General features: G+C 54.3%; 23 protein-coding genes and 2 tRNA genes. 12 read left to right on the forward strand and 13 right to left on the reverse strand.

All coding sequences use genetic code 11. From position 1 onward, the window contains the following. Positions 1-22 precede the first annotated feature (22 nt). From dinI to PGR23_RS16515, 4 genes are all read left to right on the forward strand, one after another. On the forward strand, positions 23-268 hold the full coding sequence (gene dinI, locus PGR23_RS16500) for a DNA damage-inducible protein I (protein WP_045393647.1): 246 nt from the start codon (positions 23-25) through the stop codon (positions 266-268). Between the two features lie 304 nt (positions 269-572). Then, positions 573-827 carry a biofilm formation regulator BssS gene (gene bssS, locus PGR23_RS16505; RefSeq protein WP_045393644.1) on the forward strand — a complete coding sequence of 85 codons (255 nt, stop codon included), beginning with the start codon at positions 573-575 and terminating at the stop codon, positions 825-827. 124 nt (positions 828-951) lie between these two features. Beyond that, positions 952-2,070: an N-methyl-L-tryptophan oxidase gene (gene solA / locus PGR23_RS16510; RefSeq protein WP_045393642.1), complete on the forward strand. Its 1,119-nt coding sequence runs from the start codon at positions 952-954 to the stop codon at positions 2,068-2,070. Between the two features lie 223 nt (positions 2,071-2,293). Continuing rightward, on the forward strand, positions 2,294-2,407 hold the full coding sequence (locus tag PGR23_RS16515) for a DUF2770 family protein (RefSeq protein WP_064571551.1): 114 nt from the start codon (positions 2,294-2,296) through the stop codon (positions 2,405-2,407). On the opposite strand, the gene PGR23_RS16520 is transcribed toward PGR23_RS16515, so the two are convergent. Beyond that, positions 2,393-3,457, reverse strand: coding sequence for a rhodanese-related sulfurtransferase (locus tag PGR23_RS16520; protein ID WP_015705028.1), 1,065 nt, complete (start codon positions 3,455-3,457; stop codon positions 2,393-2,395). The two genes, PGR23_RS16515 and PGR23_RS16520, sit on opposite strands and share 15 nt — an antisense overlap. A 207-nt stretch (positions 3,458-3,664) precedes the next feature. On the opposite strand from PGR23_RS16520, the gene PGR23_RS16525 reads away from it, so the two are divergent. The 3 genes from PGR23_RS16525 (at position 3,665) to PGR23_RS16535 (ending at position 6,486) form a co-directional block, all read left to right on the forward strand. Next, positions 3,665-4,585 carry a Kdo(2)-lipid IV(A) acyltransferase gene (locus PGR23_RS16525; RefSeq protein ID WP_396279764.1) on the forward strand — a complete coding sequence of 307 codons (921 nt, stop codon included), beginning with the start codon at positions 3,665-3,667 and terminating at the stop codon, positions 4,583-4,585. 173 nt (positions 4,586-4,758) lie between these two features. Next, complete coding sequence (gene mdtG, locus PGR23_RS16530; protein WP_396279765.1) at positions 4,759-6,009, forward strand: multidrug efflux MFS transporter MdtG; 1,251 nt, start codon at positions 4,759-4,761, stop codon at positions 6,007-6,009. A 90-nt stretch (positions 6,010-6,099) separates the two neighbouring features. Next, positions 6,100-6,486 carry a MysB family protein gene (locus PGR23_RS16535; protein ID WP_045393629.1) on the forward strand — a complete coding sequence of 129 codons (387 nt, stop codon included), beginning with the start codon at positions 6,100-6,102 and terminating at the stop codon, positions 6,484-6,486. Here PGR23_RS16535 and PGR23_RS16540 read toward each other — a convergent pair whose 3' ends face one another. From PGR23_RS16540 to mdoG, 3 genes are all read right to left on the reverse strand, one after another. Further along, positions 6,487-6,714: a YceK/YidQ family lipoprotein gene (locus PGR23_RS16540; RefSeq protein WP_045393628.1), complete on the reverse strand. Its 228-nt coding sequence runs from the start codon at positions 6,712-6,714 to the stop codon at positions 6,487-6,489. 61 nt (positions 6,715-6,775) lie between these two features. Continuing rightward, complete coding sequence (gene mdoH, locus PGR23_RS16545) at positions 6,776-9,304, reverse strand: glucans biosynthesis glucosyltransferase MdoH (protein WP_396279766.1); 2,529 nt, start codon at positions 9,302-9,304, stop codon at positions 6,776-6,778. Further along, positions 9,297-10,850 (reverse strand): glucans biosynthesis protein MdoG, encoded by a 1,554-nt coding sequence (gene mdoG / locus PGR23_RS16550; protein ID WP_047046915.1) that lies wholly within the window; start codon positions 10,848-10,850, stop codon positions 9,297-9,299. Before mdoG ends, mdoH begins: the two co-directional genes overlap by 8 nt. Positions 10,851-11,102: 252 nt before the next feature. Between mdoG and mdoC the strand changes: the two genes are divergently transcribed. Next, positions 11,103-12,263 carry a glucans biosynthesis protein MdoC gene (mdoC, locus tag PGR23_RS16555; RefSeq protein WP_045393621.1) on the forward strand — a complete coding sequence of 387 codons (1,161 nt, stop codon included), beginning with the start codon at positions 11,103-11,105 and terminating at the stop codon, positions 12,261-12,263. Between the two features lie 44 nt (positions 12,264-12,307). Here the strand turns inward: mdoC and ymdB are convergent, their stop codons facing one another. The 7 genes from ymdB to ghrA form a co-directional block, all read right to left on the reverse strand. After that, entirely contained in the window at positions 12,308-12,832 is a 525-nt protein-coding gene (ymdB, locus tag PGR23_RS16560) for an O-acetyl-ADP-ribose deacetylase (protein WP_045393619.1), read from the reverse strand. A 90-nt stretch (positions 12,833-12,922) separates the two neighbouring features. Continuing rightward, on the reverse strand, positions 12,923-13,225 hold the full coding sequence (locus PGR23_RS16565; protein WP_052766969.1) for a hypothetical protein: 303 nt from the start codon (positions 13,223-13,225) through the stop codon (positions 12,923-12,925). Positions 13,226-13,453: 228 nt separating this feature from the next. Then, a complete protein-coding gene (locus PGR23_RS16570) occupies positions 13,454-13,750 on the reverse strand; it encodes a fimbrial assembly protein (protein ID WP_226473727.1) in 297 nt (98 codons plus the stop codon). A gap of 287 nt (positions 13,751-14,037) precedes the next feature. Continuing rightward, positions 14,038-14,520, reverse strand: coding sequence for a DUF1097 domain-containing protein (locus PGR23_RS16575; protein WP_045386447.1), 483 nt, complete (start codon positions 14,518-14,520; stop codon positions 14,038-14,040). Positions 14,521-14,622: 102 nt separating this feature from the next. Then, a complete protein-coding gene (locus tag PGR23_RS16580; protein ID WP_045393616.1) occupies positions 14,623-15,177 on the reverse strand; it encodes a TorD/DmsD family molecular chaperone in 555 nt (184 codons plus the stop codon). A gap of 23 nt (positions 15,178-15,200) precedes the next feature. Then, a complete protein-coding gene (locus PGR23_RS16585; protein ID WP_047046923.1) occupies positions 15,201-15,938 on the reverse strand; it encodes a phosphatase in 738 nt (245 codons plus the stop codon). An 85-nt stretch (positions 15,939-16,023) separates the two neighbouring features. After that, positions 16,024-16,962 (reverse strand): glyoxylate/hydroxypyruvate reductase GhrA, encoded by a 939-nt coding sequence (gene ghrA / locus PGR23_RS16590; RefSeq protein ID WP_045393613.1) that lies wholly within the window; start codon positions 16,960-16,962, stop codon positions 16,024-16,026. Between the two features lie 268 nt (positions 16,963-17,230). On the opposite strand from ghrA, the gene PGR23_RS16595 reads away from it, so the two are divergent. After that, positions 17,231-17,318, forward strand: a tRNA-Ser gene (locus PGR23_RS16595). Here PGR23_RS16595 and PGR23_RS16600 read toward each other — a convergent pair. Both PGR23_RS16600 and PGR23_RS16605 read right to left on the reverse strand, forming a co-directional pair. Beyond that, positions 17,310-17,693, reverse strand: a complete 384-nt coding sequence (locus PGR23_RS16600) for a hypothetical protein (protein ID WP_430915639.1) — start codon at positions 17,691-17,693, stop codon at positions 17,310-17,312. The genes PGR23_RS16595 and PGR23_RS16600 overlap by 9 nt on opposite strands. A gap of 107 nt (positions 17,694-17,800) precedes the next feature. Continuing rightward, complete coding sequence (locus PGR23_RS16605) at positions 17,801-18,706, reverse strand: LysR family transcriptional regulator (protein WP_047046926.1); 906 nt, start codon at positions 18,704-18,706, stop codon at positions 17,801-17,803. A gap of 115 nt (positions 18,707-18,821) precedes the next feature. Between PGR23_RS16605 and PGR23_RS16610 the strand changes: the two genes are divergently transcribed. From PGR23_RS16610 to PGR23_RS16620, 3 genes are all read left to right on the forward strand, one after another. Beyond that, positions 18,822-19,682 (forward strand): pirin family protein, encoded by an 861-nt coding sequence (locus PGR23_RS16610; protein ID WP_047050064.1) that lies wholly within the window; start codon positions 18,822-18,824, stop codon positions 19,680-19,682. Between the two features lie 19 nt (positions 19,683-19,701). Further along, positions 19,702-20,379 (forward strand): isochorismatase family protein, encoded by a 678-nt coding sequence (locus PGR23_RS16615; RefSeq protein ID WP_015367229.1) that lies wholly within the window; start codon positions 19,702-19,704, stop codon positions 20,377-20,379. A 146-nt stretch (positions 20,380-20,525) separates the two neighbouring features. After that, positions 20,526-20,610 (forward strand) — tRNA-Ser (locus PGR23_RS16620).

Consider the following 20,610-nt stretch of genomic DNA (forward strand, 5'->3'; position numbering starts at 1 on the left):
GTATATTACCCAGGGGGCCATTATGCGCATCGAAGTGTCAATTGCCAAAACCACAGCCTTACCCAGCGGCGCGCTGGAAGCGCTGAATAACGAACTATCTAAACGTATCGCTCAACACTATCCGGAACGTGAAAACCAGGTCACGGTACGTTATGCCGCCGGCAATAATTTGTCGGTCATCGGTGGTTTGAAAGAAGACAAAGACCGGATTAGCGAAATCCTGCAGGAAACCTGGGAAAGCGCCGACGACTGGTTTATCCACGACTAAGCCTCCGGGTTTGCTTACGCAAAATCAATTTGCTCCCTCATTGTGCTTTTTTTTGCCGGGTCGCCCCGGCTTTTTTATCTCCGCTTATAACTAAGACTTTCCTTAATATCCTGATAAATTCCTTAAAAAATAATGAGACCCAGGACGAAACTCGCGCAAAAAACCGCCAATCAGAGCAAAATTTGTCTCTAATTATTTATTTTCTCGAGTTTGTACTTAACTGCTGATATAATTAACGTGCTTCAGAAAACAAGCATTAAACCTCGAGAATTGTTGTCTTTTAACATATGAATAAGGGGTTATGATGGAAAAGAATAATGAAGTCATCCAGACCCATCCCCTCGTCGGATGGGACATCAGCACCGTTGATAGCTACGATGCGCTGATGTTGCGCCTGCACTACCAAAACCCCACGCAAGAAAGCAATAAAGAAGCAGAAATTGGCCAGACGCTATGGCTAACGACGGATGTCGCACGTCAGTTTATTTCTATTCTGGAAGCAGGAATAGCGAAGATAGAATCTGGCGATTACCAGGAAAATGAGTATCGCAGACATTAGTATCACCGATGATGTCTAAATATTCACTGAACAGGCACCTGCGGGTGCCTGAATTATTTTTCGCGCTTGTACATCCGGCTGATGTTAATTACCCTGCTAATAAAACAATAACCCGGAACTCACCATGCAATACGACCTCATCATTATCGGTAGTGGCTCCGTTGGCGCTGCCGCCGGCTATTACGCCCGTCGCGCCGGTCTGAATGTCCTGATGACCGATGCCCACAAACCGCCGCACCAGGAAGGCAGCCACCATGGCAGTACGCGGCTGATTCGTCACGCCTATGGCGAGGGCGAAAGATACGTGCCGTTGGTGCTACGCGCCCAGCAGCTCTGGGACGAATTTGCGCAAAGTAGCGGCGAGGCCGTATTCGAAAAAACCGGGGTTATTAACCTTGGCCCCGCGAGCTCCGATTTTCTCAATAACGTGGCTCACAGCGCGCGTCAGTTCGAGCTTAACGTGGAAGAGTTGGATGCTGAGGCGGTCATGAAACGTTGGCCGGAGATTCGTATTCCGCAAGATTACCGGGCTATTTTTGAACCGGCTTCCGGCGTGTTACGCAGCGAGCTGGCGGTAGAAACCTGGATTCGCCTGGCGCGCGAAGCGGGCTGCGCCCAACTGTTCAACTGCCCGGTTACCGCAATTCACCATCACACCGACGGCGTGACCATCGATACCGCCGATGGTAGCTACAGCGGCAAAAAACTGCTGATCAGCGCCGGAACCTGGGTAACAAAATTATTGCCGGAACTGCCCATTCAACCGGTACGTAAAGTCTTCGCCTGGTTCCAGGCCGATGGTCGCTATAGCGCGAAAAACAACTTCCCTGCTTTCACCGGCGAACTGCCGAATGGCGATCAGTATTATGGCTTCCCGGCAGAAGACAACGAATTGAAGATCGGCAAGCATAACGGCGGCCAGCTGATTTCCGAACCGGAAGAGCGGAAACCGTTTGGCGCGGTGGCCAGCGATGGCTCGGAGTCGTTCAACTTCCTGCGCAACGTGCTACCCGGGATTGGCGGCTGCCTGCACGGCGCCTCCTGCACTTACGATAATACGGTCGATGAAGACTTCATCATCGATACGCTTCCCGGTCACGACAATACATTACTCATTACCGGGTTAAGCGGTCACGGTTTCAAGTTTGCCCCGGTACTAGGCGAAATTGCGACGCAATTTGCGCAAGGCGAAACGACGGAGTTTGATCTGGCTCCCTTCTCGCTGGCGCGATTTTCACAATAATAGCCGGCCATAAAACCAAACGGCCTCAATCGAGGCCGTTTAAGGCTGCTGACAAAGAAGGAAAAAGCGTGGTTTTTCCTTCTTTGTGGCGATCAGCCGAAAATCAATAAATTGATTTTCCTTGTATTTTGTCAGGTGCAATCCGCAAGCTCGGCGATTGCATATGGTCTATCATTTATCTCAAACGGCCTCAATCGAGGCCGTTTCATATCAGAGAGTGTGTATGCGTCGCCTGTATCACTGGTTAGTCAACAACGTGCGCGAGCACTTTATGATTTATCTCGCGCTGTGGCTGCTGCTAGCGGCAATCGACCTCATCTGGTTATGGTTTTACTGACGGGTCGGGATCCGGGATACCTAATTTGGTATTCAGACGGCCACGGGATTTATTGAAAATCTTATTGCCATTCTCTCGCCCCGCCCGCAGTTTGCGCTGCTCCTCTTCCGGTAGTTTATGCTCTTCCATACAGGCTTCGCTGCAGCAACCGGCAAATTTCTCGGCACAGGCCGGGCACTGAATAAACAGCAAATGGCAGCCGTCATTCAGGCAATTGGTGTGGCTGTCGCACGGTGCGCCGCATTGATGGCAGTGGGCAATCACATCATCAGAAATACGCTCGCCCATTCTTTCGTCAAAGACAAAGTTCTTACCGATAAAGCGTACCGGCAATCCCTGTTCACGGGCGCGGCGCGCATACTCGATAATCCCGCCTTCGATGTGCCACACCTTATTGAAACCGCTATGCTTCATCCAGGCGCTGGCTTTCTCACAGCGAATACCGCCGGTACAGTACATGACAATCTTCTTGTCTTTGTACTCCTGCATCATCTCAACCGCTTTCGGCAATTGATCGCGGAAGGTATCCGCCGGAATTTCCATCGCGTTCTCAAAATGACCGACTTCGTACTCATAATGGTTACGCATATCGATGAATACCGCGTCCGGATCGTCCAGCATCGCGTTCACTTCCGCCGCTTTCAGATACTCGCCCACATCAGAGGGATCAAAGGTTGGGTCATCAATACCGTCGGCCACAATGCGGTCGCGGACCTTGAGGCGCAGGACCCAAAAGGATTTACCGTCATCATCCAGCGCGATGTTCAGACGTAACCCCTTTAGCGCCGGATCGAAGCTATCGAGAAATTCACGCAGCGCTGCGACCTTGCTTTCCGGCACGCTGATCTGCGCATTGATACCTTCATGGGCCAGATAGATGCGGCCAAAGACGTTCAGCTTAGTCAACGCCAGCCACAGAGCGTCGCGGGTCGCTTTCGGGTCAACGATAGTGAAATATTTATAGAACGAGATCGTCGTGCGCGGCTCGGTCTCAGCCAGCATCTGCGCCTTTAACGTCTCATTTGAAATGCGGTTGTGTAACACTGGCATGGTGTACCTGCTCGACATAGGAAATGAGTAAAATAAACGGCGGGCATCATATAGCAAACACCGTTAATTTACATCCCTACATTTTACGCTACATTTCATCCACGCGGTTTTCAGCCGTTAACAATCGGCTTCAGCCGGAGACTGCTTTTGGCGGTAGCGGAAAAAAATGCGATAATAGAACGCGTTGTTTAATCAGACAGGTATGAAATGACCCATTTACCGAAATTTTCCGCCGCGCTGCTCCACCCGCGCTACTGGCTGCTTTGGCTGGGCATAGGCCTGTTGTGGTTAGTTGTCCAACTCCCTTATCCGGTTATCTACCGTCTCGGTAATGCCATTGGTCGTCTGGCGATGCGTTTTATGAAACGCCGCGCAAAAATCGCTTATCGCAATCTGGAGCTCTGCTTTCCTGAGAAGAGCGAGCAAGAGCGTCATCAACTGGTAGTACAAAACTTTGAGTCCGTCGGCATGGGCCTGATGGAAACCGGGATGGCATGGTTCTGGCCAACCCGACGCATTGCGCGCTGGACAGACACCATCGGCTTTGAACATGTCCGCGACGTGCAGGCACAAAACCGCGGTATCCTGCTGATTGGCATTCATTTCCTGACGCTGGAAATGGGTGCGCGCATGTTCGGCATGAACCAACCCGGTATCGGCGTCTATCGCCCGAATGACAACCCGGTTATCGACTGGCTGCAGACCTGGGGCCGCCTGCGTTCCAACAAAGATATGATTGACCGTAAAGATCTCAAAGGCATGATCCGCGCGCTGAAAAAAGGCGAAGTGGTCTGGTATGCCCCGGACCATGACTACGGCCCGACCGCCAGCGTCTTCGCCCCCCTGTTCGCCGTCGAGCAGGCCGCCACAACTTCCGGGACCTGGATGCTGGCGAAAATGTCTAAAGCGTGCATTGTGCCATTCGTCCCACGGCGCAAACCGAATGGCAAAGGCTATGAGCTCATCATGCTGCCGCCGGAATGCGATCCGCCTCTGGAAAACGCAGAAACCACCGCCGCGTGGATGAACAAAATCGTCGAAAAATGCATTTTGATGGCGCCAGAGCAATATATGTGGCTGCATCGCCGCTTTAAAACCCGTCCGGAAGGCGTGCCTTCGCGCTACTGATTGACTCACTATCCGGGCGGTTCTCTGCCCGGATAAATTCTACCGCCAGTCCTCTTAAATACTCCTTTAGCTTTAAAAGCTATGCTCCATTGCGACAACCATTTCTCAGGCGCATAATTAGCAGGCTCATATTTTCCTTTATTTTGACCCGCGCCGCGGGCCAGTGAGACCTTATGTCGTCTGCTGATACACCTATTAACTGGAAACGAAATCTTACCGTCACCTGGCTTGGCTGCTTTTTAACCGGCGCCGCCTTTAGCCTCGTGATGCCTTTTTTGCCGCTCTACGTCGAACAGTTGGGCGTCACCGGCCATAGCGCGCTGAATATGTGGTCAGGGCTGGTCTTTAGCATAACCTTCCTCTTTTCCGCCGTTGCCTCGCCGTTCTGGGGCGGATTAGCCGACCGTAAAGGGCGTAAGATTATGCTGCTGCGTTCGGCGCTGGGGATGGCTATCGTCATGATGCTGATGGGCATGGCGCAGAACATATGGCAATTCCTGATCCTGCGCGCGCTGCTGGGTTTACTGGGCGGATTTATCCCCAATGCCAATGCGCTGATCGCCACCCAGATCCCCCGTCAGAAAAGCGGCTGGGCGCTAGGAACGCTTTCAACCGGCGCGGTAAGCGGCGCCCTGCTCGGCCCACTGGCTGGCGGTTTCCTTGCCGACCACTGGGGGTTGCGCACCGTCTTCTTTATGACCGCCACGGTGCTGTTTATCTGCTTCCTGTTCACCCTGTTTTTAATCCGCGAAAACTTTGTTCCGGTGAACAAAAAAGAGATGCTCAATACCAGGGACGTTTTCGGTTCGCTTAAGAATCCTAAACTGGTGCTGAGCTTGTTCGTCACCTCATTGATTATCCAGGTCGCTACCGGCTCCATTGCGCCGATCCTGACGCTCTACGTGCGCGACCTGGCAGGTAACGTCAGTAATATCGCCTTTATTAGCGGCATGATTGCTTCCGTACCCGGCATTGCCGCCCTATTGAGCGCGCCACGTTTAGGCAAGCTCGGCGATCGCATTGGGCCGGAAAAGATCCTGATAGTTGCTCTGGTTATTTCCGTGCTGCTGTTAATCCCGATGTCCTTCGTACAGACGCCGCTGCAGCTAGGCATTCTGCGCTTTTTGCTCGGCGCCGCCGACGGCGCGCTGTTACCCGCCGTACAAACTCTGCTGGTCTACAACTCCACCAGCCAGATTTCGGGACGTATCTTCAGCTATAACCAGTCGTTTCGCGATATCGGCAACGTCACCGGCCCTTTAATCGGCGCCTCGGTCTCGGCCAACTACGGCTTCCGCGCCGTGTTCCTCGTCACCGCCTGCGTCGTCCTGTTTAACGCCTTTTACTCAACCATCAGTCTGCGCCGCCCACGGCACAACGCTTCAGCGGATGACGGAGGCTCGGGTAAACGTTCGGTAAATTAAGCGCTTCAGCGCTACTCTGCCTTGACGCCAGGCTAACCGCCTTCTATAGATTGAAACGTGTCCTTTTTCATTCTTCTTAGGGGGTTAGCTATGTCAACGGAATCAGTTTTCTACGCCACGCTCGAAGAGGCAATCGACGCCGCCCGGGAAGAGTTTTTGGCCGATAATCCCGACAGCGATGAAGAAAGTGCCGATATCGAACAGTTCAATATGCAGAAATACATTCTCCAGGACGGCGATATCGCCTGGCGGGCCGAATTCTTCGCCAGCGAAGATGAAGAAGGCGAGTGTTTGCCCATGCTCAGTGGTGAGGCGGCACAGAGCGTATTTGACGGCGATTATGACGAAATCGAGCTACGCCAGGAGTGGGTGGAAGAGAATACGCTACACGAATGGGACGAAGGCGAGTTTCAGCTGGAGCCCTCCCTGGATACCGAAGAGGGGCAAACCGCAGCCGATGAGTGGGATGAGCGTTAATTACTCGTAGGGACCATGGCTGGCGTCTAGCGGCAGCAACAGCGTATCGAATACCAGCGAGAATGGCAGATCGAGAATAGTCAGATAGCGCCAGCCTGAATCGCGAACATCCCACTGTACACCGGGGTAATACTGGTTGCCATGGCCCTGCCCCGGCACCGTACGGCTAATAATGCTGCCGCAGCCGCTGAGGACCAGCGTCATGGCGATAAGCAGAAATATTCTCATTCACTTCCTCTCAGGCAAAAAAATACCGGCATAATTGCCGGTATTTTCCTTAACGTACGGCTTACTTCGTTTTCAACGCCAGCGGGTTCAGCGTGAGTTTCTGATACTCACCCACCCAGGAGGAGTATTTCTCCGGGGAGTTCCACACGCGATAGTGCAGGCGCGACATCGTTACCGGATCGCTTAACAGCACCAGCCGACGATCGCGGTTAAGCTTATCAGGCGTTTCATTTAGCGCCTGCTCAACGTGGCGTTCACGGGCAATATCCAGGATATGACCGTGGCGGTGACGCGCCGTTGCCATTGCCGTCGCCAGGGCGTTGAACGATGGGTTAAACACCGCATGCATAAAGCCATCGCCCAGCGAACGCTGACGGTTCAGAGTCAGGTAAGCATCGGTATCTTTCAGTACCTGCGGCGGCGAATACTCTTCCGGGATCAGGAACAATTTCCAACGCTTAGTGCGCAGACCTACCGTCGCGCGGCTGGAAATCGCCGAGACAAACGGAGAGAGGATCAGCGACACGACGATCGGCGCCAGCCAGAACAGGAAACGCAGATCCAGCCACGCCATGCCCACCGCCCATACCAGCCCCAGCAGCAGCTGTGAACCATGACGCATAAAGGCCTCGCCCCACGGCGTTGAGTCATCATCGCGCTGCGGTGAATTCCACACCACCTCCCAACCAAGGAACGCGCTGACCACGAACACGGTATGGAACAGCATGCGTACCGGCGCCAGCAGCACCGAGAACAGCACCTCCAGCAGCAGGGAAAGCGTCACGCGGAAGAAGCCGCCGTATTCTTTCGGCCCCTTGCACCACACCAGAATGATACTCAGCAGTTTTGGCAGGAACAGCAGCACCATGGTCGAGGCAAACAGCGCGATAGCCAGCTCCGGACGCCACTGCGGCCATACCGGGAACAGCTGACGCGGCTGCAGGAAGTACTGCGGCTCGGTCAGGGCGTGCACGACCTGTAGCGCCGTCGACAGCGCGAGGAACATAAACCACAGCGGCGCCGACAGATAGGACATGACGCCGGTCAGGAACACCGCACGGTGTACCGGGTGCATCCCTTTCACCAGGAACAGGCGGAAGTTCATCAGGTTACCCTGACACCAGCGGCGGTCACGCTTCAGTTCATCCAGCAGGTTCGGCGGCAGCTCTTCATAGGAGCCAGGCAGATCGTAGGCGATCCAAACGCCCCACCCCGCACGACGCATCAGCGCGGCTTCCACGAAGTCATGCGAAAGAATCGAGCCGGCAAAGTTACCTTCGCCCGGCAGCGGCGCCAGCGCGCAGTGTTCGATGAAAGGCTTCACGCGGATAATGGCGTTGTGACCCCAGTAGTGCGATTCACCTAACTGCCAGAAGTGCAGCCCGGCGGTAAACAGCGGGCCGTACACGCGGGTGGCGAACTGCTGGCAGCGCGCATAAAGGGTATCCATACCGGAAGCGCGCGGCGAAGACTGGATGATCCCGGCATTCGGATTCGCTTCCATCAGGCGCACCAGCCCGCTCAGGCACTCGCCGGTCATTACTGAGTCAGCGTCGAGCACCACCATGTAGCTATACTGGCTACCCCAGCGACGGCAGAAATCATCGATGTTGCCGCTTTTACGCTTCACACGACGACGACGGCGACGATAGAAGATCTGGCCTTCACCCTGCACTTCGGCAATCAATTCCATCCACGCTTTCTGTTCGGCAACGCAAATATCCGGGTCGTAGCTGTCGCTGAGCACGTAAACGTCAAAATGCGCAGCGTTACCCGTCGCTTTCACCGATTCCCAAGTGGCGCGCAGGCCGGCAAACACGCGGTCAACATCTTCGTTACAGATAGGCATGATAAGCGCGGTCCGGTGTTCCGGGTTCAGCGGCTCGTCGCCAACGGTGGATGCCGAAATACTGTACTTATCACGCCCGATCAGCAATTGCAGGAAGCCCATCAGGGCGGTCCAGAAACCGGCCGAGACCCAGCAGAACAGTACCGCGAAGAGGATCAGGATGCCGCTCTGCAATACGTACGGCAGTAATTGCATGAAGGAGACCCACAGATCCTGGCCAACCATATCGGATGGATTGATCAGCGCCCAGCCCTGATAAGGGAGGATGGTCTTCATATACCAGGTAGCCACTACCGTTTGCGCCAGCGTCAGCAGCAGCAAAATGTAGCGGCGAATGGTGCCGACGGTACGCCATTTCTGTTCGCTTTCACGCTCTTCTTGCGTGAGGCGAGAGAGATAGCGCGGGGTCACGTCACGGCCACGCAGGCGATCCCAGAAGCGGCCTACCGGGTTGGTGCGCCACGGGTCGGGGATCATCGAGGAACGTTTCGCTTTCGGCATCGCATGAAGCTGCGTGCGCCCTTCATCATCTTTCACCAGCTGATCGCCGGCCAGAGAGTCCGGCCAGCTATGCTCCAGCCGCGCTTTAACCGATCCTAACGGGGAATCTTCATCGCGCGGAAAATGATGATGCTCTGCGTCAAGCGCTTCATGTACGGCTTGCAGGCTCGCATCAGGTAATGCGGCCTTTTCAGCATCCGACAGCGGCAATGCGTCGATATAATTCGTTATCTTATTCATTGGCAGGCAGCTGATAGCTCCAGGTTTCGCTCAGCGTCTGATCGCCATTGACCAGCGCCGCACGCATTTCCGTGGTTTTCTTCGGATCTTTCACTTTCACGCGCAGGGTCATACGCCAACCTTTGATAACCGGGTTATAGCGCACGGAGTTTTCCACGATTTCGGCATTATCGCCGATGCTCGCCTGCGCCGTTACCGGAGTATCCGCCGCCATTTTTTTCATGTCAGCGCCGGTGAAATCAACGATGAAAGCGATAGTGCCATCTGGCTGGCGAATGAGATTAGACTGCTTCACATCACCGGTTGAGCGGCGAGTCTGCACCACATAAGCGTTGTCTGGGGCATGCAGTTTGTCTTCATCACGGCTAAAGGTAATGGAGTACTTGAAGTTCATCTCTTTGCCTGGTTCCGGCAGCTGATCCGGGGTCCAGTAGGTGACGATATTATCGTTGGTTTCATCGTTGGTCGGGATTTCAACCAATTCGACTTTACCCTTACCCCAGTCGCCTTTCGGGGTGATCCACGCGCTCGGGCGCTGGTCGTAACGATCGTCGAGATCTTCAAAGCGGGAGAACTGGCGGCCACGCTGCAGCAGGCCAAACCCTTGCGGGTTTTCCATCGCATAACTGCTAACGGCCAGATGTTTCGGGTTATTCAGCGGACGCCAGATCCACTCGCCGTTACCGGCAAGAATCGACAGACCGTTGGAGTCATGTAATTCCGGACGATAGTTGGTGGTCGGCGACGGTTGGTTCGGCCCAAACAGGAACATACTGGTCAACGGCGCCACACCAAGCTTGCCGACTTTGTCGCGCAGATAGACCTTCGACTGCACATCAACCACGGTGTCGCGGCCTGGCATAATCACAAAACGATAGGCGCCGGTCGCACGCGGGGAATCCAGCAGCGCATAGATGGTTAAGCGTTTATCGGTCGCTTTCGGACGCTCAATCCAGAACTCGCGGAAGCGAGGGAACTCTTCGCCGGACGGCAGCGCGGTATCGATAGCCAGGCCGCGGGCGGAAAGCCCATATACCTGACCCTGGCCCAGAACGCGGAAGTAGCTGGCACCGAGCATGCTGACGATTTCGTCATTCTTGTCTTTGCTATTGATCGGATACAGTACTTTGAAACCGGCGAAACCAAGGTCTTTCACCGTGTCTTTATCGTGCTGAACATTGCCAAAATTAAAATAATCCGGGCTATATTTAATTTTACGTACGCTGGTGCTGGTCACTTCATTAATAGTAACCGGCGTGTCGAAATACATACCCTGGTGGTAAAATTCCAGCTTGAACGGGGTCTTCAGGTTATTCCAGTAGGCTTTATCGTGATTGAACTGGATTTGCTGGTAATCCGCGTATTTCATATCGCGGAAGGCGGAGGGTAAGTTACTTTTCGGCGCTTCATAGCCTTTCCCGGCTAACGTTTTCGCCTGTTTTGCTACGTCATCAATGCTGAATGCCCATGCAGATGAAGTACACAGGGACAACATTACGGCTGCGCTTAACCAACGCATTTTCATCATCTGTGGTTTATGTTTCATAGTAAGTAAGCACTTCCCCCTTTGTGTGCTTAAATCGATCCGATCTATTTTAATGGAAACTCAGGCAATCCGACAACATAATCCCTGCATTGTTCAGCTTAGCGGACCAGGGAATAAACAGTTCTCTGTCCCATATTGCACTTTGCGTACTTATCCTGGAGACAGATACCCTGAGTTCATGTAGGGTTGCTGGCAATGTACCCGTTATCGCCCTGAGTGATAAGACGAATTGTCTGAGATTGTTGTGAATTTATGAATAAAACACCAGTAGAACGTGAATATTTCTTCGACAGTATCCGCGCCTGGCTGATGCTGTTGGGGATCCCGTTTCACATCTCACTTATCTACTCCAGCCACAGCTGGCATGTGAATAGCCTGGAGCCCTCCTGGGGGCTAACGCTGTTCAACGATTTTATCCATGCCTTCCGTATGCAGGTCTTCTTTGTTATTTCCGGCTATTTCTCATACATGCTGTTTCTCCGCTATCCGCTGAAGAAATGGTGGAAAGTGCGCGTAGAGCGAGTTGGCATCCCGATGCTCACCGCGATCCCGCTGCTTACGCTGCCGCAGTTTCTGATGCTGCAATACGTCAATGGTAAAGCCCAGGACTGGCATACGCTCTCCGGCTATGACAAATTCAACACCCTGGCCTGGGAGCTTATCTCCCATCTGTGGTTTTTGCTGGTGCTCGTGGTGCTGACCACCGCTGGGGTAGTGCTGTTTAAGTGGCTGGCCAATCGGCGGAAAAAGCAGGACAACAGTTTTGGTGACACCGTCACATTCAGTCAATTATCACTGATTTTTCTGGGACTTGGCGTATTGTACGCGGTGATCCGTCGCACCATTTTTATTATTTATCCGCCGATTCTCAGTAACGGATTGTTTAACTTCATCGTGATGCAGACCCTGTTCTATCTGCCGTTTTTTATTCTCGGCGCGCAGACGTTCATCAATCCGCGGCTGAAAGCGATGTTCACCACCTCATCACCGTGGTGTTTTGTTGGCGCACTGCTGGGCTTTATCGCCTATCGTCTTAACCAGCAGTATGGTTCTGGCGATGGTTGGATGTATGAAACCGAATCAGTGATTACGATGGTACTGGGGCTGTGGATGGTAAACGTGGTGTTCTCACTGGGCCACCGCCTACTCAACTTCCAGTCCGCACGGGTGACTTACTTCGTCAACGCCTCGCTGTTTATCTACCTGGTGCACCATCCGCTGACTCTGCTGTATGGGGCATGGATTACGCCGATAATAAAATCGAACCTGTTAGGTTTTATCACCGGGCTGGTATTTGTGGTGGGGATTGCGCTGATATTGTACGAAATCCATCTACGTATTCCGCTGCTCCGCTTCCTGTTCTCGGGTAAACCGCAGCAAAAGCCGGCTAAAACGCCGGTGTCGGTTAACTAAACGCCTCAACCGGCAGCGCGCCCGCGTGCTGCCGGTGTAACGATTCATTCCGCCCGCAATAATCGCTGATAGATCTCCGCCGTTTCGTTATCAAAGCAGACGAAGCACACCCGTTCCAGCGGATTATATCGGGTGAGGAAAGCATTCACCGTTTTCACCGCAATTTCCGCCGCCGCCTGTTTCGGATAGCCATATACGCCGGTGCTGATAGCCGGAAAAGCAATAGAACGATAATTATTGGCTGCCGCCAGCAACAGACTATTGCGATAGGCATCCGCCAGTAATTCGGCTTCTTGCTCGCCGCCGCCGTGCCAGACGGGGCCGACCGCATGAATCACCGCGCTGGCCGGTAGATTACCGGCGCTGGTGATAACCGCATGCCCCGGAGGACATTCGCCCTGCTGCTGACGAACTATTTTGCACGCCGCCAGTAGTTCCGGGCCGGCTGCGCGATGAATGGCGCCATCAACGCCGCCGCCGCCCAGTAATGATGGGTTTGCCGCATTGACAATAACATCTACCTGCAACGTCGTAATATCGCCGAGAACCACTTCAGGTTGAACCACCATTTCCCCCTCCTGTCGGCAAACGTCTTCATACTCAGAGTGATGTCTACTATGGCATGATAGACCCCAAGGCGAAAGCCTGAGGGTCAGTAATTAGCGATAATTCACTTCGAGGATAGCGCGGGTATGTTGCGGATCAATATACTTTAATTGTGTCGAACCGACGGCGTCATTACTGTAATTCCCCGTCGTCAGCACCTGCGGCGAAATCGCCTGGCTACCCAGCCGCGGGCAGGCCATTTCAATCTTACCATTCATACTATTGGCCTCGCAGGAAGGGTCAACGACCTGCCCGTAAATGGCGACAACGCTGCCGGTCGGCGCGGCATTCACTGAGCCAAATAAGCATGACAACATCAGACATGGCACAGCTAAGGCGTGGATTTTTTTTATCACGGCAGACTCCTCTGTATGAATAGCAAAGAAGCAACAGGCCATCCCTGAGCGCACTGCGCCGCCCGACTACGGCAAGGCAATGATTGCGTTACAAAACACAAATATATTACTTTTTGTTTTCTTTTTGATAACAAAACCGATTCATCTTGATTTTGCTACAAAAAATCTGCGGGGGAATATCAGGTGAGAGACGGGAAAACCCCTGCAGGTCCGGCAGGGGCTGTACTGTTAACGATAATTCACTTCGAGGATAGCGTTAGTGTGCTGAGGATTAATGTAGGTTAATTGCGTAGATTTGATATTGGCATGTTGCAGATCCCCTCGGGCTACCTGCTGAGCAGAAAAAGTGACTGACTTCTGCTTAGCGCAGGCCATCGAGACCTGATCTTCTGAAGAACGAATTTTACAAGGCGGCTCGACAACGCCGCCGTGGAAACGAATCACGCCGCTTGCGGCGTTAGAGGTAGTTGAAAACGTCAATAAAGCGGGAAGGAAACAAACTGTAGCAAGTAGTACGCCAGTCATTTTTTTCACGGCAAAACCCCTCTGCGTAACGGTCAAAAAAACCTTACAAATCATCCATGAGCGCAGTTGAATACAAGCAACTACATACAAAATCAGTATATATATGAAGTACCTGTTGATACTTTTTTCTCTCCGTTTTTGCAAACGGTATCAAATTATTATGGTTTGTTTGCTCAAAATGTCTGCATTAAGAGGAAAAAACAATCGAAGAGGGGTTGATGCAAAAAAGCTTTCATGTAGTGCGTGACAGGAGCCTTGCTCCTGTCATCGAGGAAATGTGAAGAAAATCAGACGTTATCGTTAGCCAGAGACTTGCTCTTTGCCGCTCGTGCCGCCAGCCACAGTCCGCTGTTTTTCATGGCATAGCCGAAGACCAATCCCAGCGCCAGAGACGGCACGACAATGCGCCAGTCGCCGCTCGCGGCAAACGTCGCGCATGCGCCGATAAAGGTTCCGGGAACAAAAGAAAGTAGCAGCTGGCGCGCCTGAATACACATCAGGAAGGCGACTATTCCGGTCATCACGTAGCTGAGGATTTCTAACTGCGGCGCCAGCGCGCTACCGTAAATAATCACCAGCGCCCATATCACGCCGCTCATGACCGTGCAGGCAGAAATCAACAGCCCTTTCAGGCCGCCTTGTGGGCACGCGAAATAGGCCGTACAGCCGAGGAATCCGGCCCAGCTCAGCAGGCCAAGTGAGACCGCCACCCATCCCCAGATACCGGAGAGAATGCCCGTCGTGAGTGCGATTGCGAAGAGTATGTTCATGCCGCGTATCATAGCAGATACGCGGCAACCAAATGCGATCCAGAACACACAATATGAAAGCGTGAGTTTGCTGTTTCACAATAAAAGTGACTTTAGTCACATTTATTCGTCGTTTTCTTCCTGCAGTTCATCCCACATGGCGGAAATCGCTTCACGCGTTAATAGCGCCATGGTGCGCCAGAATGCGGTTTGCGCATGCGCCTCCACTTTTCCAAGGAAGGTACCGCACCACGGTAATAGATAATCGGCAAATAACGTTTCCAGCGTTTCGCTTTCATCTTCCGTGGCGTGATCTTCAAGCCATGATGCGGCCAGCAGTAAGGATCCAATATGATCGGTTGGGCCTTCGCCAGTAGGAATGCCGTGTTGCGTCAGAAAACCACGAACTTCCGCTTCAGTTGCCCCTTCAACCCACGCGCTGCGATAAGGCGAGACCGCACATTCTTCCCCAACGAACAGGGCGTTATAATCAGCGGTTAACGGCTGGGTATCACAACTCTTCTGCAGACGCTCCAGTAATTCATCCTGTTCCAGCGGCCAACTGGCGGCCAGCTTGCCATCGCGAATCAGCGTGAACAGCGGCACCAACAGCGGGTCCTGCGGTTGACGATAATACAGCGAGCCCAGCACGCGACAGAGGATTGAAAATTCATTCATACAATATGTTCCAGTGGTTCAAATTAAAGGTCTGCAAATTCCGCAATCGCCGTCATCCCACGCGATTCGAGGAAATTCAGTAGTCGACGCGGGCTGACGTTAAGGATCCGCTCTTCCGGGAAATTCACCGCGTCGAGAATTTTGCGGCATTCGGTAAATTCGCCAAGGGTAAAGGCGGTATGCGAGTCCGAACCCAGCGCCACCCAACCACCCGCATCACGCACGGCGGCGGCGATCGCCCGGCAATTATCCTCACTACCAATACGCGACGAAAGGAAAGAGGAATTATTAATTTCCAGCGCCACATGATGCTTTGCCGCCGCTTCGGCCACCGCCGGAATATCGATTGGGAACTTCGGATTACCAGGATGGCTAATCATGTGGACTGCGCCACTGGCAATCGCGGCAATCATCGCTTCAGTGTGGGTGGCTTTATCCTGAGGCGGGAATACCGGCTCATGAAAACCGGCAATGATCAGATCCAGCGAGGTCAGCATTGGTCCGGTACAGTCAATTTCACCCTGGGTATTTTTGATATTCGCTTCAATGCCGCGCAGGATGCCGACGCCATCAACCAGACGCGGCCAGATACGCATATTGACGAAATGCCAGTAGTGCGGGGCATCGGCCATATCCGGGCCGTGATCGGTGATGGCAAAAAGTTTGATGCCTTTACGTTTGGCCTCGGCAATATAGTCATGCAAGGTACTGTAGGCGTGGGTGCTGGCGACGGTATGCATGTGCAGGTCAACAGGATACATCACAATCTCCTCCTCTGTTTGTGGCAAGAATAGCAGGAATCAGGAGTCATGATCAGTAAAAACCCCGCCGTAGCGGGGTTATCGATTAGTAGCCGCGCTGGCGGTCGACCTGCCCGCTGACCGTTTCACCACGCTCCAGGCGGCTAATGGTGCTGGCAATATAGGCAATTGCTTCCTGCGGACGGGTAACGGCGGCAATATGCGGCGTCATGGCCACGCGCGGATGCGCCCACAGCGGGCTCTCTTTCGGCAGCGGTTCGCGGCTAAAGACATCCAGCATCGCCCCTTTCAGTTTGCCGCTATCAAGCGCCGCCAGTAAATCCGGCTCGACGATATGCACGCCGCGGGCAAGGTTCAGAACATAGCTGTTATCCGGCAACTGGGACAGTAGCGTTTTATTGATGATACCGACGGTTTCAGCGGTATTTGGCAACAGGTTGATCAGCACGCGGGTTTCTCGGAGAAACGCGCCCAACTCTTCCTGACCGGCAAAACTCTCGACCTGCGGCCAGGATTTATGGCTACGGCTCCAGCAGCGCAGCGGGAATCCCCAGCGCAACAGGCTTTCCGCAACTTTGCCGCCCAACACCCCTGCCCCCATGATGCCAATAGTGAAATCCTCGCGGCGGTATTCCGGCAAGGGTTGCCAGCGGGATTCCTGCTTCAGCGCATGATAATCATCAAAGCGACGGAACCAGTGCAGTACCTGGCTTACCGCATATTCCTGCATCTGCAGTCCCATGCCGGTATCTTCGAGGCGGAACAGCGGGACAGAAAGCGGCAGCATTTCCGGATGCTCCCGCAGCTTGCTAAGAATGGAATCCACGCCAGCGCCGAGAGCAAAAACCGCTTTCAGCTCGCGTCCCTGAAGCATTTCTACCGGTGGATGCCAGACCAGCGCATAGTCGGCTGGTTGATTGTCGCCAGGTTTCCACTCACGAACGCGCGCTCCCGGCAGATGTTTTTCCAACTCTGCTATCCAGTACGGGGTATCGAACGTCGGGTGGTAAAAAATAATCTCCATAATGACTCCTGATTACTGACGCGTGAGTAGGTTGAGGTTTGCGTCGTGTTTTACTCTTTGTTTTGTATTGGTTTGCCAGCATAACAAATTTCGTATCGCTATCGAGGAATAAAGAGAATGGTGACAAAAAAAACGATTCCCGCGCGTTTAAGAAGCAAGTTGTTTGAAGTTTGGCTAAACGCATCTTTTTTTAAAAAAGTTGATTGACGGGAGATACGTATTTCCCTACATTAGCGCCCGTTCCCAGCAACAACGGGAAAGACAATATGGTGAGGTGTCCGAGTGGCTGAAGGAGCACGCCTGGAAAGTGTGTATACGGCAACGTATCGGGGGTTCGAATCCCCCCCTCACCGCCATATTCGAGATGAGAGCTCGTACGAAAGTACGGGCTCTTTTTTCGCATGTGGCACCGCCGCCCTTCCCGGGGTCGGCATAAATGCCTCGCCCGGGCTACCCATCCCACAGGCCGCACCACCAGCCAGTAGCCCGGCCAAGCGCAGCGCCGCCGGGAATCCCACAGGCCGCACCACCAGTAGCCCGTCCAGGCGCAGCGCCGCCGGGAAACCCCACAGGCCGCACCACCAGTAGCCCGGCCAAGCGCAGCGCCGCCGGGAATCCCACAGGCCGCACCACCAGCCAGTAGCCCGGCCAGGCGCAGCGCCGCCGGGAATTCCCACAGGCCCCACCACCACCAGTAGCCCGGCCAAGCGCAGCGCCGCCGGGAATCCCACAGCCGCACCACCAGTAGCCCGTCCAGGCGCAGCGTCGCCGGGAACCCCGCAGGCCGCACCACCAGTAGCCCGTCCAGGCGCAGCGCCGCCGGGGAAAAGAGCCTAAGCTAATCCTCTTCCATGCGCTGATACTCCTCGCTGAGATAATCCACCAACGCTCTGACGGAAGGTAATAAACCGCGCCGCGAGGCAAACACCGCGTGAATGACTTCCCGTCGCGGTTGCCACTCATCAAGCACGATTTCAAGCTCCCCTGATGCCAGCTGATCGCGCACCATTAATAAAGGAAGCTGTACCACGCCAACGCCCGCCATAGCCGCCTCGCGCAGCGCCAGCATATCGCTGGTCACCATTCGAGGGGTGAAATAAACCTCGGCTCGCGCCCCCTCCGGGCCGGTCAATTGCCATTTATGCTGATGTTTTCCGGCGCCAATACTTAGCCCCGGCCAGGTACTCAATTCCGCCGGCGCCTGTGGGCGCCCAAGACGAGCGATCAGCGCCGGACTCGCCACCAGGCGATGGCCGCGATCGGCCAACACCCGCATGACAAGGTCGCTATCTTCAAATGGCCTTGGCCGCACGCGGATGGCCACATCAACCCCCTCGCCCACCACGTCCACCCGCCGGTTAGTGGCTTCCAGATGTAGCGTCACCCCTGGGTATCGCACCATAAAGCGCGCCAGCATCGGGCCAACATGGGCATGCAACAGGGTTACCGGACAGGTGAGCTTAACGCTGCCGCGCGGTTCAGACTGCAGCGTTTCTACCGCCTGATGCGCCGCTTCGGCTTCTATCAACATCGCCTTGCAGTGTTGATAGAAGGTTTGGCCGACTTCCGTTACGGCGAACTGTCGGGTGGTTCGTTGAATCAGGCGCACGCCCAGGCGTTCTTCCAGTTGCGCAATGCGGCGGCTGAGTTTGGATTTAGGCTGGTCGAGCGCCCGACCGGCAGCGGCAAAACCGCCATGGTCTACCACCTGAACAAACCAGGCCAGATCGTTGAGGTCATGCATCCTTCTCTCCATCGTTCCATTTTTAGAACAGTATAGGTCATTTTCGCTATCTACCGGAATATTAGCTCCAGATATAAGCTTATTCACATCAGATACAGACATGCAGGAGATAACCATGAAACAGATTACTGGCGTTTACACCGCCCCTTCGCAGCACTGGGTGGGCGACGGTTTCCCGGTTCGCTCAATGTTTTCTTACCAGACCCACGGCGAACAACTGAGCCCGTTCTTACTGCTCGACTACGCCGGCCCGCACACTTTTCCGGCGGGAAACGGTAAACGCGGCGTCGGCGAGCATCCGCATCGCGGATTCGAAACCGTCACCATTGTCTACTCCGGCGAAGTAGAGCATCGCGACTCAACCGGCAGAGGCGGCGTTATCGGCCCAGGCGACGTGCAGTGGATGACGGCTGGCGCCGGGATACTGCATGAAGAGTTCCACTCCGAAGCGTTCACCCGCTCCGGCGGTGAACTGAAAATGATGCAGCTGTGGGTCAATCTGCCGGCGAAAGACAAAATGACGACTCCGGGCTATCAGAGCATTACCGCAGACGTCATTCCGCAAGCGACGCTGGAAGACGATGCCGGGACCGTCAGAGTGATTGCCGGACGTTACGGCGATGTCGCCGGCCCAGCGCACACATTCTCACCGTTGAACGTGTGGGATATGCAGCTCAAGCAAAGTCACGATGTGACGTTGCATCAGCCGGAAGGCTGGAGCACCGCGTTGGTCGTACTAGAAGGCGAAGTCACCGTTAACGGTACGGAAAACGCCCGGGAAGGACAGTTGGTAGTGCTGAGCCAGAAAGGCGAAGCCTTCCATCTGGAAGCGGGCTCCGACGCGAAGGTTCTGCTGATGGCCGGCGAGCCGCTGCAGGAGCCGATCGTGGGCTACGGCCCGTTTGTGATGAATACCAAAACGCAAATTGCCGAGGCAATTCGCGATTTTAACAGCGGCCGTTTTGGCCAAATCTAACGAAATTGAGGTGAAGAATATGTCTACTCCAGCTAACTTTAACGGTTCTCGTCCGGTGATTGATGTTAACGATACCGCGATGCTGTTGATTGACCACCAAAGCGGCCTGTTCCAGACCGTTGGCGATATGCCGATGCCGGAACTGCGCGCTCGCGCCGCCGCGCTGGCGAAAATGGCATCCCTTGCCGGGATCCCGGTGATCACCACCGCTTCCGTACCGCAAGGCCCGAACGGCCCGTTGATTCCGGAAATTCATGAGAACGCGCCGCATGCGAAATATATTGCGCGTAAAGGCGAAATCAATGCCTGGGACAACCCGGAGTTTGTCGCAGCGGTGAAAGCCACCGGACGTAAAACCTTAATCATCGCCGGTACCATTACCAGCGTCTGCATGGCTTTCCCGGCAATTGCCGCCGTCGCCGACGGTTATAAAGTGTTTGCCGTTATCGACGCCTCCGGTACCTACAGCAAAATGGCGCAGGAGATCACCCTGGCGCGAGTAGTCCAGGCCGGCGTAGTGCCAATGGATACCGCCGCGGTAGCCTCTGAACTGCAGCGCACCTGGAACCGTCCGGATGCCGCCGAGTGGGCTGAGGTGTATACCAAAGTCTTCCCGGCGTACCAGTTGCTGATTGAAAGCTACAGCAAGGCGCAGGATGTCGTGAAGAACAACGAAAAGCTGGATTCCCAGCGTTAAAATAGCTGCCCCGTCGATGAATCGACGGGGCAGTGTTCATTGCTTAACCGAACGGTAAAGAAAGAAAAAAATATGCTTGACCGTTTTAGCGCAACTCCCTATAGTAGCGCCCCGTTGCCCACCCAAGGTGAGCAGCAAGACAATATGGTGAGGTGTCCGAGTGGCTGAAGGAGCACGCCTGGAAAGTGTGTATACGGCAACGTATCGGGGGTTCGAATCCCCCCCTCACCG

Source organism: Klebsiella sp. 141162 (assembly GCF_050600755.1).
Classification (GTDB): Bacteria; Pseudomonadota; Gammaproteobacteria; order Enterobacterales; family Enterobacteriaceae; genus Klebsiella; species Klebsiella aerogenes.